At 54.0% G+C, this 18,757-nt stretch carries 13 protein-coding genes; 2 read left to right on the top strand and 11 right to left on the bottom strand.

Annotated elements, in window-relative coordinates:
• Positions 1–89: 89 nt before the first annotated feature.
• Positions 90–2,984 (top strand): excinuclease ABC subunit UvrA, encoded by a 2,895-nt coding sequence (gene uvrA, locus FCS97_RS04755; RefSeq protein ID WP_138517034.1) that lies wholly within the window; start codon positions 90–92, stop codon positions 2,982–2,984.
• Positions 2,985–3,042: 58 nt separating this feature from the next.
• On the top strand, positions 3,043–3,945 hold the full coding sequence (locus tag FCS97_RS04750; RefSeq protein ID WP_138517032.1) for a mechanosensitive ion channel family protein: 903 nt from the start codon (positions 3,043–3,045) through the stop codon (positions 3,943–3,945).
• A gap of 91 nt (positions 3,946–4,036) precedes the next feature.
• Here the strand turns inward: FCS97_RS04750 and FCS97_RS04745 are convergent, their stop codons facing one another.
• The 11 genes from FCS97_RS04745 to FCS97_RS04695 form a co-directional block, all read right to left on the bottom strand.
• The gene (locus FCS97_RS04745; RefSeq protein ID WP_138517029.1) at positions 4,037–5,524 is read right to left on the bottom strand and encodes a glutamate synthase subunit beta; all 1,488 of its coding nucleotides are present in this window, start codon (positions 5,522–5,524) and stop codon (positions 4,037–4,039) included.
• A gap of 29 nt (positions 5,525–5,553) precedes the next feature.
• Entirely contained in the window at positions 5,554–10,278 is a 4,725-nt protein-coding gene (locus FCS97_RS04740) for a glutamate synthase-related protein (protein ID WP_138517027.1), read from the bottom strand.
• 156 nt (positions 10,279–10,434) lie between these two features.
• Positions 10,435–11,139, bottom strand: a complete 705-nt coding sequence (locus FCS97_RS04735) for a hypothetical protein (RefSeq protein WP_138517025.1) — start codon at positions 11,137–11,139, stop codon at positions 10,435–10,437.
• Between the two features lie 8 nt (positions 11,140–11,147).
• A complete protein-coding gene (locus tag FCS97_RS04730; protein ID WP_425460741.1) occupies positions 11,148–12,311 on the bottom strand; it encodes a deoxyguanosinetriphosphate triphosphohydrolase in 1,164 nt (387 codons plus the stop codon).
• Positions 12,284–13,378, bottom strand: a complete 1,095-nt coding sequence (aroB, locus tag FCS97_RS04725; protein WP_138517022.1) for a 3-dehydroquinate synthase — start codon at positions 13,376–13,378, stop codon at positions 12,284–12,286. Before aroB ends, FCS97_RS04730 begins: the two co-directional genes overlap by 28 nt.
• Positions 13,375–13,935, bottom strand: a complete 561-nt coding sequence (locus FCS97_RS04720) for a shikimate kinase (protein WP_246065842.1) — start codon at positions 13,933–13,935, stop codon at positions 13,375–13,377. The genes aroB and FCS97_RS04720 overlap by 4 nt, the downstream gene beginning before the upstream one ends.
• 49 nt (positions 13,936–13,984) lie before the next feature.
• Positions 13,985–16,066, bottom strand: a complete 2,082-nt coding sequence (locus FCS97_RS04715) for a type IV pilus secretin PilQ (protein ID WP_138517020.1) — start codon at positions 16,064–16,066, stop codon at positions 13,985–13,987.
• Positions 16,063–16,572, bottom strand: a complete 510-nt coding sequence (locus FCS97_RS04710) for a pilus assembly protein PilP (protein ID WP_138517018.1) — start codon at positions 16,570–16,572, stop codon at positions 16,063–16,065. Before FCS97_RS04710 ends, FCS97_RS04715 begins: the two co-directional genes overlap by 4 nt.
• Complete coding sequence (locus tag FCS97_RS04705) at positions 16,569–17,213, bottom strand: type IV pilus inner membrane component PilO (protein ID WP_138517016.1); 645 nt, start codon at positions 17,211–17,213, stop codon at positions 16,569–16,571. Before FCS97_RS04705 ends, FCS97_RS04710 begins: the two co-directional genes overlap by 4 nt.
• Entirely contained in the window at positions 17,200–17,778 is a 579-nt protein-coding gene (locus FCS97_RS04700; protein WP_138517013.1) for a PilN domain-containing protein, read from the bottom strand. The genes FCS97_RS04705 and FCS97_RS04700 overlap by 14 nt, the downstream gene beginning before the upstream one ends.
• Positions 17,769–18,737, bottom strand: coding sequence for a hypothetical protein (locus FCS97_RS04695; protein WP_138517011.1), 969 nt, complete (start codon positions 18,735–18,737; stop codon positions 17,769–17,771). Before FCS97_RS04695 ends, FCS97_RS04700 begins: the two co-directional genes overlap by 10 nt.
• Positions 18,738–18,757 lie beyond the last annotated feature (20 nt).

The following is an 18,757-nucleotide window of genomic DNA, read 5'->3' as shown; positions in this document are numbered from 1 at the left end:
TCAAGGGCTTGAACAACCCTTGCAGATGTCTTATTCCAGGAAACCGTCTATAGTATCAGGTTGGCCGCTGATTCCATTTGCTGTACCGCATGAACTCCATTCGCATTCGTGGCGCTAGAACCCACAACCTGAAAAACATTTCACTCGACCTGCCCCGCGATTCGCTCGTGGTGCTGACCGGTCTATCGGGATCGGGCAAATCCAGCCTGGCTTTCGACACCCTGTATGCCGAAGGCCAACGCCGGTACGTGGAAAGTTTGTCGGCCTACGCCCGCCAGTTTTTGCAATTGATGGAAAAGCCCGATGTTGATTTGATCGAGGGGTTGTCCCCCGCCATTTCCATTGAACAAAAAGCCACCAGCCACAACCCCCGCTCTACTGTGGGTACAGTGACCGAAATTCACGACTACCTGCGCCTGCTGTTTGCCCGCGCCGGTACGCCCCGCTGCCCCGAACACGACATGGAACTGAGCGTCCAAACGGTGTCAGAAATGGTGGACACGGTATTGGGCTGGCCCGAGGAAGCCCGCATCATGATTTTGGCGCCAGTGCTGAACCAGCGCAAAGGCGAACATGTGGATTTGCTCAACGACCTGCGCGCCCAGGGCTTTGTGCGCATTCGGCTGAAGAAAGGCCCCCAGGATGCGCCCGAAATTCTGGAACTGGACAAGCTGCCCCCGCTGGACAAGCACCACAAACACAACCTGGATGTGGTGGTCGACCGTTTGAAAGTGCGTGTGGATGCCCGCCAACGCCTTGCAGAAAGTTTTGAGACGGCGTTGCGATTAAGCGATGGCAAGGCCATGGCCGTGAATTTGGACACTGGCCACGAAACCGTTTTTTCAAGCAAGTTTGCCTGCCCGGTGTGCGACTACAGCCTCACCGAACTTGAGCCGCGTTTGTTCTCGTTCAACAACCCGGCGGGTGCCTGCCCGGTGTGCGATGGCTTGGGCCATGAAACTTTTTTTGACCCGCTGCGTGTGGTGGCTCACCCGGATATTTCACTGGCTGCCGGTGCAATCAGCGGCTGGGACCGCCGCAACGCTTTGTACTACCAGATGATTCAAAGCCTGGCAGCGCATTATGGTTTCGACCCGGAATCGGCCTGGAATGAGTTACCCGACGATGTTCAACAGATGGTGTTGTATGGTTCGGGCAGTGAACAAATTACGTTCACCTATCTAAGTGAACGCAGCAAACCTGTTGCCAAAACCCATGCCTTTGAAGGCATATTGCCCAACCTGACCCGCCGCCACCGCGACACCGATTCCTCCGCTGTGCGAGATGAACTCGGCAAGTTAATGGCTGTTCGCAGTTGCCAGGCCTGTCAGGGATCACGCCTGAAAACTGGCGCCCGACATGTCTTCATTGGCGAGCATGATCACCGCAAAGCCCTGCACCAGGTCACTGAATTGCCCATTCACAAGGCACTCAGCTATTTCGAGTCCATGCAAATGCACGGCGCAAAAGGTCAAATTGCTGAAAAAATTGTGGTGGAAATCAAGGCACGTTTGCAGTTTTTGAACGATGTAGGCTTGAACTATTTAACCCTGAATCGCAGTGCGGACACGCTGAGTGGCGGTGAAAGCCAACGCATTCGCTTAGCCAGCCAAATTGGGTCTGGGCTGACGGGTGTGATGTATGTGCTGGACGAACCCTCGATTGGTTTGCACCAGCGCGACAATGACCGCCTGATACAAACCCTGTTGCGCCTGAAGAATTTGGGCAACACGGTATTGGTGGTGGAACACGACGAAGACGCCATTCGTTGCGCCGATTACGTGGTTGACATGGGCCCGGGCGCGGGCGAGCATGGCGGCCAAGTGGTTGCCCAAGGCACACCTGCTGAAATACTGGCCAGCCCGGAATCGCTGACCGGCCAATATTTAAATGGCAAACGAAAAATAGAACGTTTAAGCCCACTACGCAAACCCGACCCAACGCGTATGCTGACTATTCACAACGCCACGGGCAACAACCTGAAAGACGTGACAGCCAGTGTTCCTGTTGGATTGTTTGTGTGTGTCACTGGGGTTTCAGGTTCGGGCAAATCGACACTGATCAACGACACCTTGTTGGCCGAAGCCGCACACCAGCTGAACCGTGCGCACAAGGAAGGCGCGCCACACAGCCACATCAGCGGCCTTGAACATTTCGACAAAGTAATTGCGGTAGACCAAAGCCCGATTGGCCGCACACCACGCAGTAACCCGGCAACCTACACGGGCTTGTTCACCCCTATTCGTGAATTGTTCGCCGGCGTGCCCGCCTCGCGTGAACGAGGTTACGATGTGGGTCGTTTTTCATTCAATGTGAAAGGTGGCCGCTGTGAGGCTTGTCAGGGCGACGGCGTGGTGAAAGTGGAAATGCACTTTTTGCCCGACCTGTATGTGCCCTGCGATGTATGCCATGGCAAGCGCTACAACCGCGAAACACTTGAAATTTTGTACCGCGGCAAAAGCATCGCCGAGGTACTTGAATTGACCGTTGAGCAGGCACTGGACGTGTTCTCGGCAGTGCCAAATATTGCGCGCAAGCTGCAAACCTTGATTGATGTAGGCTTGGGCTATATTCGTCTGGGTCAATCAGCCACGACCCTCTCTGGTGGTGAAGCACAGCGTGTAAAACTATCGCTTGAGCTGTCCAAACGCGATACAGGCAAAACACTTTACATACTTGACGAGCCCACCACCGGCCTTCACTTTCACGACATTGCCATGCTACTGAAGGTGTTGAATCCGCTGGTTGAGCAGGGCAACACTGTGCTGGTGATTGAGCACAACCTGGATGTGATCAAGTGCGCGGACTGGGTGCTGGACATGGGCCCCGAGGGTGGTGACAACGGCGGCATGTTGATCGCTGAGGGCACGCCGATGGACATTGCAAAGAACCCGAACAGTCACACCGGGAAGTTCTTGGCCCGCTTTTACAACGATGAAGTCGAACCCACCAAGCCCACTCGAAAAACCACGAGGAGTGCCTGAAAAAACCGGCAAAGCAAGTCATGTACAATAGGGGGTTCTTTCAAGCAGTGGGAGCACCATGAACGAACATCTCGAAACCCTATTCAAATACATTGAACCAAGCAAGCTGCTGGACCTTGGCTTGCAGGCCACCAAATTCATCCTAGTCATCATCGTTGCACTGATCGTGCTGCGACTGGTTAAAGCCGCCATTGACCGGGTAGGTATGCGCATGCAAGGCCGCAGCAAAACACTGGATGATCAAAAACGAATCGAAACCCTGATGCGCGTGCTGAAGTACGTGGCCAATGTGGTCATTTTGCTGTTGGGCGCATTGATTGCCCTGGGCACCATCGGCATTTCTATCGCCCCTGTTTTGGCAGCCGCTGGTGTAGTTGGCTTGGCCGTTGGTTTTGGTGCGCAAAGTTTGGTGAAAGATTACTTCACCGGTGTTGTATTGCTCATCGAAAACCAGATTCGCGCTGGCGACTTCATCGAGGTAGGTGGCAAAAGCGGCACCGTGGAAAACGTGACATTGCGCTACGTTCGCATGCGCGATGCACACGGCAATGTGCACTTTGTACCCAATGGTCAGATTGACACTGTGACCAACTCCACCATGGACTTCGCCTACGCGGTTGTAGATGTCGGAATCGCCTACAAGGAAGATGTAGAGGGCGCCATTCAGGTGATGCAGAAGGTGGGTGCCGAATTGGCCGAGGACAAGGAATGGGGCGTTAAAATTACTGAACCCATGGCAACGTTTGGCGTGCAAGAACTGGCCGATTCCGCTGTGGTTGTTCGCGTTCGATTCAAGACCCTGCCAGGAGAACAGTGGGGCGTACGCCGCGAATACAACAAGCGGATCAAAGCTGCGTTTGACAATGTCGGCATCGAAATTCCTTTCCCGCATGTCACGATGTACCCCGGCGCGGGTGTAGAAATTGGTGGGTCAGACACGGTCCAGATTTCTTCGAACTGATAGAAACCCTGGAATCCGGGACATCGCTCGGAAAACAAAAAAGCCGCTGATTGCAATCAGCGGCTTTTTTTATACACGCCAAATTGGCAAATCAGCGTGGCAGTACAGTCGCACCCATCAGGAACTCATCCACCTCACGCGCGGCCTGGCGGCCTTCGCGAATGGCCCACACCACCAAAGATTGACCACGGCGCATGTCTCCCGCAGCAAATACTCTGTCGACGTTGGTGCGGTAGCAACCGTCACCATCGGTGGTGGCTTTGGCATTGCCACGGTTGTCTTTCTCGACACCGAATGCATCAAGAATACTTTTCGCAGGGTTGGTAAAGCCCATGGCAAACAACACCAAGTCCGCTTCAACCACAAATTCTGAACCTGCGATTTCCTGCATTTTCATCTGACCCGTGGCTTCGTCTTTCACCCACTCCACCTTGGCGCACTTGGCCGCTTTTACATTGCCTTTGCCATCGTCGATGAATTCTTTGGTGGTCACTGCCCAGTCGCGTGCCACGCCTTCTTCATGTGAAGAAGAGGTGCGCATTTTCATGGGCCAGTAGGGCCAAACCAAAGGCTTGTTTTCTTCTTCGGGTGGCTGGGGCATCAATTCAATTTGAGTCACCTGTTTGGCACCATGGCGGTTGGATGTGCCCACGCAATCGGAACCCGTATCGCCACCGCCAATCACCAGCACGTTTTTCTTTGTGGCCATGATTTGGTCTTTCAACTTGTCGCCCGCATTCACACGGTTTTGCAGTGGCAAAAATTCCATTGCAAAGTGAACACCCTTCAACTGGCGACCAGGAATTGGCAAGTCACGCGGTACTTCAGAACCTCCTGTCAAAATAACGGCATCAAACTGCGCCATCAATTCTTTCGGGGTAATGGTTTCGCGGGCCAGGTTGGTGATGCCACCCTCTGCCAGTTTTTCACCCACGAACACGCTGGTCTTGAAGGTGACGCCTTCGGCCTGCATTTGCTCAACACGACGGTCAATATGGAATTTTTCCATCTTGAAGTCGGGAATGCCATAGCGCAGCAAACCACCAATGCGGTCGTTCTTTTCGAACACAGTTACATCGTGACCCACGCGCGCCAACTGCTGTGCAGCGGCCATGCCCGCAGGGCCTGAACCCACCACAGCCACTTTCTTGCCGGTTTTTTGGGCTGGCACTTGCGGTATCACCCAGTTGTTTTCCCAGCCCTTATCGATAATCGCATGTTCAATGCTCTTGATGCCCACTGGCTCTTCGTGAATGCCCAGCGTGCACGCGGCTTCGCAAGGTGCCGGGCAAATACGGCCCGTGAACTCGGGGAAGTTGTTGGTGCTGTGCAGGGTGTGCAACGCCGCCTTCCAGTCTTGCTTGTACACCAGGTCGTTGAAGTCGGGGATGATGTTGTTGACCGGGCAACCGTTGTTGCAAAACGGAATGCCGCAGTCCATACAACGTGCGCCCTGAATTTTGGCTTCGTCGTCGTTCAGTGTAATAACAAATTCTTTGTAGTGCTTGACGCGTTTCTCGGGTGCCTCGCTGGCTTCCTTCAAACGCTCAAACTCCATAAAACCTGTGACCTTTCCCATTTTTCAAATCCTCATTAACAGGTTGGTTCTCAAGCGGCCACAGCAGGTTTGGCCTGCGCTGCCACGTACAGTTCTTTCAAGGCGCGACGATATTCGGTCGGGAACACTTTCACGAACTTCTTGCGTTCAGTGCTCCAGTTTTCCAGAATCTCTTTGGCACGTTCGCTGCCGGTGTAGCGGGCATGACGCTCGACCAGGCCTTTCAGAATTACTTCGTCAGGCTGACGGTCTGCACCACGCGCAGGGCTGTGCCAAATTTCACGGTTGCTCAGGGCTTCCTGTTCGGTCGCGGGCACCACTTCTTCCAGCTCAACTTGCGCCATGTTGCAACGCTTGGCGAACAAGCCATCGATGTCATACACGTAGGCAATGCCACCACTCATACCCGCCGCAAAGTTGCGACCAGTTTCGCCCAGCACAACCACGGTACCACCGGTCATGTATTCGCAACCATGGTCGCCTGTGCCTTCGATCACAGCTGCAGCACCAGAGTTACGCACAGCGAAACGCTCGCCGGCAACGCCACTCAGGAATGCTTCACCAGCAATAGCGCCGTACAACACAGTGTTGCCAACAATCATGTTTTCTTCGGGCAAACCGCGGAAATCGTTGGTGGGGCGAACAATGATTCGACCACCACTCAAACCCTTGCCCACATAGTCGTTGCCTTCACCCACCAGGTCAGCGGTTACACCGTGTGCCAGGAAAGCGCCGAAAGACTGACCTGCCGTGCCGGTGAACTGAATGTGAATGGTGTCGTCTGGCAAACCAGCATGGCCATACTTCTTGGCCACTTCGCCCGACAACATGGCACCTGCAGTTCGGTTCACGTTCTTGATCGGGGTGATGAAGGAAACGCGCTCACCTTTGTCCAACGCAGGCTTGGCCAGTTGAATCAGCTTCTGGTCCAGTGCCTTGTCCAAACCGTGGTCTTGACCACCAGTGTGCAACAGGGGCTCTGTTGTGCCTTCCGGTACCCACAGCAAACGACTGAAGTCCAGGCCCTTGGCTTTCCAGTGTGAAATGCCTTTCTTCATGTCGAGCAAATTGGCTCGACCAATCAGGTCGTCGAATTTGCGAATGCCCAACTGCGCCATGATTTCGCGCACTTCATTGGCCACGAAGAAGAAGTAGTTCACCACGTGTTCTGGCTTGCCGGTGAACTTCTTGCGAAGCTCGGGGTTTTGCGTAGCAACGCCCACGGGGCAAGTATTCAAGTGACACTTGCGCATCATGATGCAGCCTTCAACCACCAACGGTGCAGTGGCAAAGCCGAATTCGTCCGCACCCAACATCGCGCCAATGACCACGTCGCGGCCAGTTTTCATTTGGCCATCCACCTGCACACGAATGCGACCACGCAAACCGTTCAACACGAGTGTTTGCTGTGTTTCAGCCAAGCCCAGTTCCCAATTGGTGCCGGCGTGCTTAATGGAAGACACAGGCGATGCACCTGTACCACCATCTTGACCGGCGATCACCAGGTGATCGGCCTTGGCCTTGGACACACCTGCGGCAATCGTACCCACACCCACTTCAGACACCAGCTTCACAGAAATGGAGGCCTGACTGTTCACGTTCTTCAGGTCGTGAATCAGCTGCGCCAAGTCTTCAATGGAATAAATGTCGTGGTGCGGGGGTGGGGAAATCAGGCCCACGCCAGGCACGGAATAACGCAGCTTGCCGATGTACTCAGACACCTTGCCACCGGGCAACTGACCGCCCTCACCGGGCTTGGCACCCTGCGCCATTTTGATCTGGATTTGATCAGCGGAAGTCAGGTACTCGGCAGTGACACCAAAGCGGCCAGAAGCGACCTGCTTGATGCGCGAACGCAGTGAATCACCTTTCTTCAAGGGGAAGTCTGCAACCACCACATCGCCAAGCTCGCTTTTCAGCGTAGCACCTTCGCCGATAGGGCCAGTGCCTGGGCCAAATTTGTCCAAGCCTGCGCGCAATTCAGCAGCGTAGCGCTTTTCGTCTTCGCCACCTTCACCGGTGTTGCTCTTGCCGCCAATGCGGTTCATGGCCACGGCCAAGGTGGAGTGCGCCTCAGTTGAAATCGAACCCAGTGACATGGCACCGGTTGCGAAGCGCTTCACGATTTCTTCAGCCGCTTCCACTTCTTCAATTGGAATGGCCTTGCTTGGGTCGATCTTGAACTCAAACAAACCACGCAGCGTCATGTGACGCTTGCTTTGATCATTGATGATCTGCGCATACTCTTTGTAGGTGTTGTAGGTGCCACTGCGTGTGGCGTGCTGCAATTTTGCAATTGCATCGGGCGTCCACATGTGTTCTTCACCACGGGTGCGCCAAGCGTACTCGCCACCTGCATCCAGCGCGCCAGCCAATACCGGGTCGGGGCTGAATGCGGCTTGGTGCACGCGAATGGCTTCTTCAGCCACTTCGAACACACCAATGCCTTCCACCTTGGTGGGTGTGCCCGCAAAGTAAGCATCTACAAAGGCTTGGTTCAAACCCACAGCCTCAAAAATTTGCGCGCCGGTATAACTCATGTAAGTGGAAATGCCCATCTTGGACATCACTTTCATCAAGCCCTTGCCCACCGCCTTGATGTAGTTGTACACGGCTTTTTCCGGGCTCAGGTCGCCAGGCAGACCTTGGCTCATGTCGGCAATCGTTTCCATGGCCAGGTAGGGGTGCACAGCTTCGGCACCGTAACCAGCCAACAAGGCAAAGTGGTGGGTTTCACGTGCAGAACCAGTTTCCACCACCAAGCCTGTGGAGGTGCGCAGGCCCACTTTCACCAAATGCTGGTGAATGGCAGACACAGCCAACAACGCTGGAATGGCCACGTTGTCACGGCTCATCATGCGGTCGGTGATGATCAGAATGTTCACACCCTGTTTCACAGCATCACGGGCTTCGGCACACAGTGAAGCAATGCGCGCTTCAATGCCTTCCTTGCCCCAGGCCACTGGGTAGCAAATATTCAGTTCATGGCTGGTGAACTTGCCGCCGGTAAAGGCTTCAATGTTGCGAATCTTCGCCATGTCTTTTGAAGTCAGCACAGGTTGTGACACTTCAAGGCGCATGGGCGGGTTGATGTTGTTCAGGTCCAGCAGGTTTGGCTTGGGGCCAATGAAGCTGTTCAAGCTCATCACCAGGTTTTCACGGATCGGGTCGATCGGTGGGTTGGTGACCTGTGCAAACAACTGCTTGAAGTAGTTGTACAGCGGCTTGAGCTTGTTGGACATCACAGCCAATGGGCTGTCATTGCCCATGGAACCAGTGGCCTCTTCGCCGTTTTGCAGCATGGGGGCCATCAGGAATTTGAGGTCTTCCTGGGTATAACCAAAGGCCTGCTGGCGGTCCAGCAATGTTTCATTGGGCTCGATTGGCTCGGGCTGGCCTTCCACTTCGTCCAACTTCACACGAATGGTGTCAATCCACTGCTTGTAGGGCTTGGCGGCGCTCAGTTGATTCTTCAACTCATCGTCGTTGATAATGCGGCCGGCTTCCATGTCGATCAGGAACATCTTGCCGGGCTGCAAGCGCCACTTCTTCACAATCTTGCTCTCGGGAATTGGCAATGTCCCAGATTCCGATGCCATCACCACCAAATCATCTTCAGTCACGATGTAGCGGGCTGGGCGCAGGCCGTTGCGGTCCAGCGTGGCGCCGATCTGCTTGCCATCGGTGAACGCCATGGCGGCGGGGCCGTCCCAGGGTTCCATCATGGCGGCGTGGTATTCATAGAAGGCACGACGGTTGTCGTCCATCAGGGTGTGCTGTTCCCACGCCTCAGGCACCATCATCATCATGGCTTGGGCAATCGGGTAGCCTGCCATCACCAACAGTTCCAGACAGTTGTCGAAACAGGCGGTGTCAGACTGACCTTCAAAAATCAATGGGTACAGCTTTTGCAGATCGTCACCCAACACGGCACTTTTCATCACGCCTTCGCGGGCGCGCATCCAGTTGAAGTTACCCTTCACGGTGTTGATTTCACCGTTGTGGGCCAACATGCGGTACGGGTGCGCCAACGGCCACTCAGGGAATGTGTTGGTGGAGAAGCGCTGGTGAACCAAAGCCAATGCAGACACGCAGCGTGGGTCTTTCAAGTCCAGGTAGTATTCACCAACCTGATTGGCCAGCAACAAGCCCTTGTACACGATGGTACGGGCGCTCATCGAGGGGCTGAAATACTCAGTGCCGTGCGCCAGGTTCAAGTTTTTAATGGCGTGCACCGCGCGTTTGCGGATTACATACAGTTTGCGTTCCAGCGCATCGGTCACCATGATGTCGCGGCCACGGCCTACGAACACCTGACGAATTACGGGTTCTTTCAGGCGCACAGTGGGGCTCATGGGCATGTCAGCATTCACCGGCACATCGCGCCAACCCAACAGCACTTGGCCTTCGGCTTTCACGGCACGCTCAATTTCCTGCTCACAGGCAATGCGCGACGCTGTTTCTTTGGGCAGGAACAACATGCCCACGCCGTATTCGCCAGCGGGTGGCAGGGTCACACCTTGCTTGGCCATTTCTTCACGGAAAAACGCATCGGGAATTTGGATCAGGATACCGGCGCCATCGCCCATCAAGGGGTCGGCACCCACGGCACCGCGATGGTCCAGGTTTTCCAAAATTTTCAGGCCGCCCGCGATAATGTCGTGCGTGCGCTTGCCTTTGATGTGCGCCACAAAGCCAACGCCACAGGCGTCGTGTTCATTGCTGGCGGAGTACATGCCTTTTTCTTCGGCAATCTTTCTGATGTCTTGTTGCATGGAAAAGCCCCTGATTTCGGTACGTGGGTCACTTTACTGCAGTGCGGCAAGATTCTCAAGGAAAATAAAAGGGGTCTGACCCCATTTAAAACACCCCACCAAAATCAGGGGCTATTAATTAGGGACACACCAACAAAAGCAGTGCTTTGTATGCACCTAGGCGGTGCTTTGCTTTTTTATTGCGGGCCGGCCACGTGGCCGAGGGCGAACCGGGCGATTCGCAAGCTCTTGAATTTGCGCACAAAATGCATCATCGCTCCAAAGCCAACCCTTTTGCAAGCACTGCGACAAGGCTTGGAAGTCGCTTTCACCCACACCTTGCTCACTGAACTGGCGGTATCTGCTTTGTCGCTCGAAAGGCGTGTTGCCCAGTTGCCAATACACCGGCAAGTCGCTTAACCAGGCCTCATTCACCACACCTGCATGCGCAGCAAAACTGCTCCATGGGTAAGTGGCCAAATCAGCAGCACCTGCGGTGCGCATGGCCAATTGCTCCACAAACAAACAGGCTTTCAGGCTGTGCAAACCGGGTTGCACCACCGTCGACTTGAAGCGAGGCTCCCAAAGCGCGCTGGAATGCACGGCTTGAACCTGCCGCACCGCAGGAGAAAAATGACGGTTCAAGTTCTGAACAAAGCGCCCCGCGCTGTTGGCCTCGAAAGCACTGATCATCAACAATGCACCCGCAGGTACCATGCAATAAGCATGAATGGCAACTTCTTCTTGCGCGGCACTCAAAGGCAACTGGGTGTGAAACAGGGAAAAAGCCTCGCGGGTTTGGAATACTTCCTGCCTTCCAATACCCTGCAATTCCAACACCATGGGGCAGTCAGGAATAAACAGGCGGGCTTGTCTTGCCATGGCAGTGCTTACTGAACACCGGGCACGGTGAGCCGTTGATGCTCTTTCATGGCATAGCGGTCGGTCATGCCAGCAATGTAATCAGCAATGGCGCGGGGTATGTCCGCTTCGGATCTGCGATAAAACTGCGGCGGAAGCAGGCGCGGGTCACCCATGAAAATATTGAACAACTCTTCGACCACCCGCCGGGCCTTCAATGTGGCCCGCAACACCTGATAATGCTGGTAAAGGGCTTTGCGCAAAAACACCTTCAGCTCATGATTCAACTCGGCCATCTCAGGGCTGAAACCGATCAACTTGTCGGCCAGTTGAACATCGGCCACACAGGTGGGCTTCATGGTTTCAATTCGGCGTTCCGATTCATGCAGCAAGTCTTGAACCAGTGCGTTGATGATGCCCCGCACGGTTTCATGAATCAGCCTGCGTCCCTCGAGGTTGGGGTGCCGCGCCCTGACACGGTCCAGGTGCATTTTGAACAACCGCACTTCGGAGGCCTGTTCGAGGGTAATCAAGCCCGAGCGCAAACCATCGTCAATGTCGTGGTTGTTGTAGGCGATTTCATCGGCCAGGTTGGTCACCTGTGCTTCCAGCACCGGGCGGCGATTGCTTAAAAAACGGTCTGCCACCTCGCCCAGCTTTTCAGCATTGGGCTTTGAGCAATGCTTCAAAATACTTTCGCGGGTTTCAAAACACAAATTCAAACCGTTGAATGCGGCGTATTTTTCTTCAAGTTCATCAACAACACGCAGGCTTTGCAAGTTGTGTTCAAACCCACCATGCGGGGCCATGCATTCATTCAGGGCGTCTTGCCCGGCATGGCCAAACGGCGTGTGGCCCAAATCATGAGCCAAGGCCACCGCCTCAGTCAGTTCTTCATTCAAACCCAGGTTGCGGGAAATGCTGCGCGCAATTTGCGCCACCTCCAGGCTGTGTGTTAACCGGGTGCGATACAGGTCGCCCTCAGTATTTACAAACACCTGGGTTTTGTATTCAAGGCGGCGAAAAGCTGCACTGTGAATAATGCGGTCACGGTCACGTTCAAACTCGGTTCGGCCTTCCGGGCTTTTCTCGGGGTGCAGCCTGCCACGGGTGTTTGTGGAGCTGACTGCGTAAGGGGCCAAACTAAGTTCAAAATTACGCACTGTTAGTCCCCCGCCCCCATTTCCTGCAATGTTTGCCGCACCAAAGCCTCGTCGGCGGGCGAGGTGGAAGCCCCACCCAAGCCATTCAGCAACACGTATTTGATGGAACCTGAATCGGCTTTTTTGTCATGCGCCATCAATTCCATGAATTTGTCGACACCCAAGCGCGGCGGAATGGCTGGCAAACGGGCGTCAATCACAATCTTCTTCAGGCGTGCAGACTCTTCTGCACTCAAGCGGCCCATGCGCCGGCACAAGTCAGCAGCAATCACCATGCCGCAACCCACCGCCTCGCCGTGGTACCACTGACCGTAACCCATGCCCGCTTCAATCGCATGGCCAAAGGTGTGGCCAAAATTGAGAATGGCGCGTATGCCCCCCTCGCGCTCATCTTTGGACACCACCTCGGCCTTAATCTCGCAAGAACGCTTCACCACCAATGCGAGCAATTCCAGATCGCGGTTCAACAGGCCAGGCATGTTGTCCTCGACCATGTCCAGGTATTCGGTGTCTGCAATAGCGCCATGCTTGATGATCTCGGCAAGGCCACAACTCAACTCACGATCAGGCAAAGTGTTCAAGGTGGCAATGTCGGTCAAGACCATTTGTGGCTGGTAAAACGCGCCGATCATGTTCTTGCCCAAGGGGTGGTTAATGCCGGTTTTTCCACCCACTGAACTGTCCACCTGGCTCAACAAGGTGGTGGGCACCTGGATGAATGGTATGCCACGCATGAAAGCCGAGGCTGCAAAACCGCCCATGTCGCCAATCACGCCACCGCCAAGTGCTACCAACACGGTTTTTCGGTCGCAATGGTTTTGCAACAAGGCATCGAACACCCGCTGCAAAGTGGGCCAGTCTTTGAATTCCTCGCCGTCCGGCAAGCTCACCATGTGCGTTTGCTTGGCGCCCGCCTGTTGCAAAGTAGCCTTCAGGCGGTCTGCATACAATGGACCCACCGTGGTGTTGGTGCAAATCATCACGGTTTTACCGTTCACGTGGGGCTGAAACAGATTTGCATGGCCAAGCAGGCCCGCACCGATGTGAATCGGATAGCTGCGTTCGCCCAAATCAACTTCAAGGGTGTATTGAGTCATTCTGTTCCAGTGGCCTTCTGTTCTGTGCCCGCAGGGGGTTTGTGCCCCAATTTTAAAGCATGGCTAATTTTGTTCACGATTTGGTACACGGGTTGACGGCCGGTTTCAATCACCACATCCGCAACCTCTTTGTACAGGGGCAATCGCGCCGCCAGCAATTCTTCAATTTTCCGGCGGGGATTGGGTCCTTGAAGCAATGGGCGGTTCTTGTCCAGGCGCGTACGCTGGTAAAGCTCGCCTGCAGATGCGCTCAGATAAACCACGGCACCAATTTGCTGCAACACAGCCCTGTTTTCAGGCGCCAGGACAATACCGCCGCCTGTGGCAATCACTTGACGCTCCTTGCCGACGAAACTGGCCAAGGCCAAAGATTCGCGTCGTCGAAAGCCGGCCTCACCCTCAATTTCGAAAATAACGGGAATGCTGACACCAGTTTGATGCTCGATCAGGTGATCGGTGTCAGTGAACTCCCAGGACAGATGCTTGGCCAAGGCCTTGCCGACAGTGCTTTTGCCGGCGCCCATCATGCCCACCAGCACAATGCATTGATTAGACACTTCGTTAAATCTTTGTGAACAATCAAATCATTGTACGGTAAAGCTTGTGTTATTGGCTTGTGAGCACAACCGGCGTCAAAAAGATTAACAATTCGGCCCTGCGCCTGGATTCATTTTTGCCGCGAAACAACACACCGAGCCCCGGAATATCGCCCAGAAACGGGGTTTTGTCGCTCAACACATTGTCATCCTCTTCGAAAATGCCGCCCAAAACCACGGTGCCACCATCACTGACCAACACCTTGGTTTTCACCCTGCGGGTATCAATCGCGGGTCCATTGGTGGTCTGAATCCCAATCGAGTCTTTTGCAACATCCACATCCAGCAGCACAGTGCCATCAGGCGCAATCTGGGGAGTGACCGCCAGCTTTAAATTGGCCTCCTTGAACTCTGTAGCGGTTGCACCACTGCTTGTCGCTATTTGATAGGGAATTTCCGTGCCCTGCTCAATCAGGGCAGGCTCTTTGTTGGATGTAATCACTCGGGGATTCGATACCGTGCGCACCTTGTTCTCGAGTTCAAGTGCCCGAAGTTGCAGATTGATTAATCGCGTTGAGTTTGCATTGAACAACGTGTAACCCAGGTTGGTTGCATTTTCCACGCCTGTATTCAGGAAATTGCCGCTACCAAACTGGTCGCCAACATCCTTGAAACCAGGATCGGCCCGAGATGACAAAGCTCGCAACCTGACCCCCAAATCTTTTGACACGGAGGTGTCCGCCAGAACAACGCGTGCTTCAATCATGACTTGTTTCACTGGTTTGTCCAAGCCATTCACAATCATGGCGATTCGCTCCAGCCTTGAAGGCGTGTCCTGAACGAATATCTGGCTGGTGCGCTCATCAGAAATCAAAGTACCTCGAGCCGACAACAACCTGGAGTCGTCAGACCGAATTAATGCCACCAGGTCTGCTGTTTTTTGGTAGCTGATTTGAAACACTTTGGACACCAAGGGTTCCATTTCATCTTGTGCGCGCCTGTTTGCGGTTTGAAACTGATCATTGCTTACATCGGTGGGCGTAGACACCAACAACACATTGCCCGACTGGCTCGACACCAAGCCCTTGGAGCGCATCACAATGTCCAGTGCCTGATCCCAAGGCACGTCTTTCAAAAATACGGTGACCTTGCCTTGTACCGAATCACTCAACACCAGGTTCATCTTGGTGAAGTCGGCAAACACCTGCATCACGGTGCGAATATCTGCATCCTTGAAATCCAGGGTAATTGGGCGGCCCGTGTAGCGCGCCACCAAACTTTGCTCCGGGCTTGCGGGTTTGATCTCAATGGCCCGTCCAGATGCAGCCTTTGCTTGTATCGGGTTCACCTCTACCTCCACAACAGGCCCACGTTGGCGTATCAGGTGGGTAGCACGGTTCAGCCGCAGTTGCAAAGTCAGGGCGATGTCACCTGGCGTCACTTCCAGTTCGGTCAGTGGAGAGTTTTCCTCCGTCTGAAGCTGTTTCTTTACCCCGGACGCAAGTTTTGCATTGGCAAATCTGACCTTCAGTTGCTCATTAAGCAACACGGCATCAGCAACAATGTCAGGCTGGTCAAACTCCAACCGCAGCAGCTGCCTGTCAGCCAATTTCTCCAGTCGCCAAGATTGCAGCACCGGGCCTTCAGCAATCACAGCAGGCTTGCCTGTAACTTTCGCAACTGTTTCTTTCAATGCGCTGTTCGCAGACAATACCGCCGCCTGCCTGCCATCTGGCAAGAAGGGCTTCGGCCCCGAGAAGGTCAACTCGATCGATTGATCCTTTTGCGTGAATTGAACCTCGTAATTTTGCACCAACTCGAACACCAAGCGGGTTTTACCACCCGCAGCAATCAACTGCGTTTTCTTGATTCTGCTGTCTGCGGGCAACTTGATGGGCAAGACGCTGTTGGCCAGTTCCACTGGAAAATCCACCACCTGCCGGGCTGGGTTTGCAATCCGAAACAAACCCAGCTTTCCATCAAAAGCCCGATCAAAAGCCAGCGTAACGCGGGCCTGGTCAGCAAGTTCCTCCAGTCTGGCATCGACCACAGTCAAGGCATGAGCCTGCACATGAAGCAGCAAACCGAAAGTGAACACAGCCGCCCTGCAGCAGATTCGCACAGATACAAAGTTAAACAGTTGATTGCTCATTGGGCATCCCCGGCTGGTTTTGGTGAAATTAGGTTCAATTCAAGGCGTTTGTCTCCAACCCGTGCATCCAATCGTGACAACACGACCTGCCCAGGGCCGACAGAGGTCACTCGGTAAGCCCCCAGCACATAACTGCCCACCCCAACAACATGATCAACATGCCCGTCGTTGAGTATCGCCACTCGATGGCCTGCTGACTCGATCAACCCCGTCAAACGCAACGACTCCGCCACCAAATCCAAGGCTGCACTCCGATTGGCTTCCACATTCTGCTGCGTGCTGGACCACTGAAACAAACGCCCCGTGATTGGAGGAAGATCGGTTGCACGAATGCTCAGGGCAACTGTGGGTGATATCTCCAGAGGCTTGCTGTCGTGGGTTAGCTGAGCCTGGCTTGCATTTAAACGTTGCTCAAACGCAACCATGGTGACGGCATGCTTCTTCCTTGGATCATCCAATTCAGGAAAAAATGGCACCAGCAAACTCGCAAAAAGAAAATCCATCATGGCTTTCCAGGCTCCTCGTACTGATTCGTCACAAATTCCTGCGCAACGGCTTGAGATGCATTCAGTGGCAGCTGCGCAAAGGCATTCAACTCCCCTGTCATTTGCCAACCACCATCAGCGGAAGAGTAAGTCATGTCAAACTCCCTCAGACTGACCTGACGACTCAGTGCCGCGATGTAGTTGGGCAAACGGGCAATCGCCTCACCACTCCCGCGCACATTGACCTTCACCGGCACCACACGCATCACTTCGCGATCCAAGCCCTCTTTGGGTGTGAATTCCACCAGCTTTAATCCATGGTTCAGAATCAGATCGTTGATACGCTCAAGCAAGGAGGCCAATTCACGCTCGGAAGGCAGCGACTGTTTCAGCAAGGGCAACTGCGCCTCCAACTGGTTCAGCTCAGCTTGGATTGCAGGCCGGTCCAACAACAATTGAGATTGAGAATCCAAACGTGCCAAAGAATCACGAATGTTGCCATCCAGTTGAGCGCTCATGGTCAAACTGTTTTTCCAGAACAGAAAATAAGCCAGAACCAAAAAAACCAGCCAAAGCCCAACAATCAATGCCAGCCGCTTGGACAAGGACAGAAGGGACAACTCATCAATCATTTCCCGAAAACTCATCTCATCCAGGCGCATGTTCTGTACCTCGTAAAATCGCCCTGATTTCGAATGAATGACGGTTATCCGGAGCACCGTCAACGGACTTTTTTGATTCGGTCACGGACACGAGATTAACGGACACAAATAAACTGTTACCCGCTTCCATTTGGTCAACCCACTGAGCCAGACTAGACACTGCATCGGTAAACCCGTTGACAACCAACATATTTTTGTTGACCACCAGCCGGTTCATTGACACATTTGACGGCACCGTGGCATCAAGGTAAGAAACCCATCGACTTGCGAGAATTGATTCTCTCTCAACCGCTTTCAGGGCATTCACCTGGCGACCCAACACGGCAACTTTGTCCTTCATCGCCTGTACTTCAGCCACTCGCGACGTCATCTCCGACTCCATTGCATTGAGGTTCCCCAAAAACCCCTGCTGCCTCTCCAGACGAGCATCGAATTCGAGGCCAATCCCGTAACAAACCCAAAAGCCAAGGACTGAACCCACCGCCAATTCCGTAATCACGCGGCGTTTTCTGCGCGTCTCCCGCATTGCCCGGTAGGGAAAAAGATTGAATAAGATCACTCGCATGGCATGGCCTCCAATGCGCCAAATGGCACCACATCGTCATGCCAATGCCCCTGCAATTCCTTTCGGGGGGAAATATCCAGCAGTCGGGTCGACAGGGTTTGACTGCGCTTGGCAGTAGACTCGCACCCTTTTGCATACATCAGCTCGCCACCCAAAATCAGTCGGACGGATGCAATCTCCTCGGGCGCACCATCCCGCGTCCAGGTCGATACAAGGCGCTCCAGTGCCGACACCGCTTGCACCACCGAAAAACCCTCTTCACTGTGCTCCGAGCTTTCATTGAACAGCACGCCCTGTGAGAAAACCGCCAAACGAACGTGGTGCCGAGACAATTCGCCATGCAACAGAAAACGGATGTCTGCCGATTTCAACGCTGCAGACGCCATCTGCAAGTAACCATTCATGGCCGCCACAGTATCCAAAGTAATGCCCAGGCAAGTCAGGTTGCAGCTCTTGCAAGCCCGCAAAATTTCATCCACCTGCTTTTGATCAATGCCCGCTACGGCCAGGCTGACACTGCCATCCGACAACTCGGCCTTCACTTGCCAATCAAACGCCGCTTCCCTTTCAGACTCGCCTGCCGCAGCCTCCATCAGTTCTTCAATCTGAAATCGAATCAAACTCTCACGCTCATCTTTGGGCACCGAAATTTCACCCAGATAGGCATGCCTGGACGGCACAGAAACCACCACGAACTGAGGCTTGGGCCAAGTGGAAGGAAGCTCGCCAATTGCGGCGAGAAACGCTTGTTCGAGCGATACCGCACTCAGAAGGGCATCCTCTTGAGGGATTAACCCCAACGAGACGCCGCCAGAAGCCCGGATTGATTTAAAAGACAATCGCCCCCGTCGCTCAATTTCGCCGTAAACCCAACGCCACCTTCCCCCGCTAAAGGAAATGGACAAGGCATGTGCCGCACCTGCATGCACGTTAAAAAACCAATTTCGAACTGATTTCATGGATAGACCCTGAGCAAGGT

The sequence above is a fragment of the Limnobacter alexandrii genome (assembly GCF_005871185.1).
In the GTDB taxonomy this organism is placed as follows: Bacteria; Pseudomonadota; Gammaproteobacteria; order Burkholderiales; family Burkholderiaceae_B; genus Limnobacter; species Limnobacter alexandrii.
Note: the sequence above shows the minus strand (reverse complement) of the source record. Positions and strands in the feature narration are given on the sequence as shown.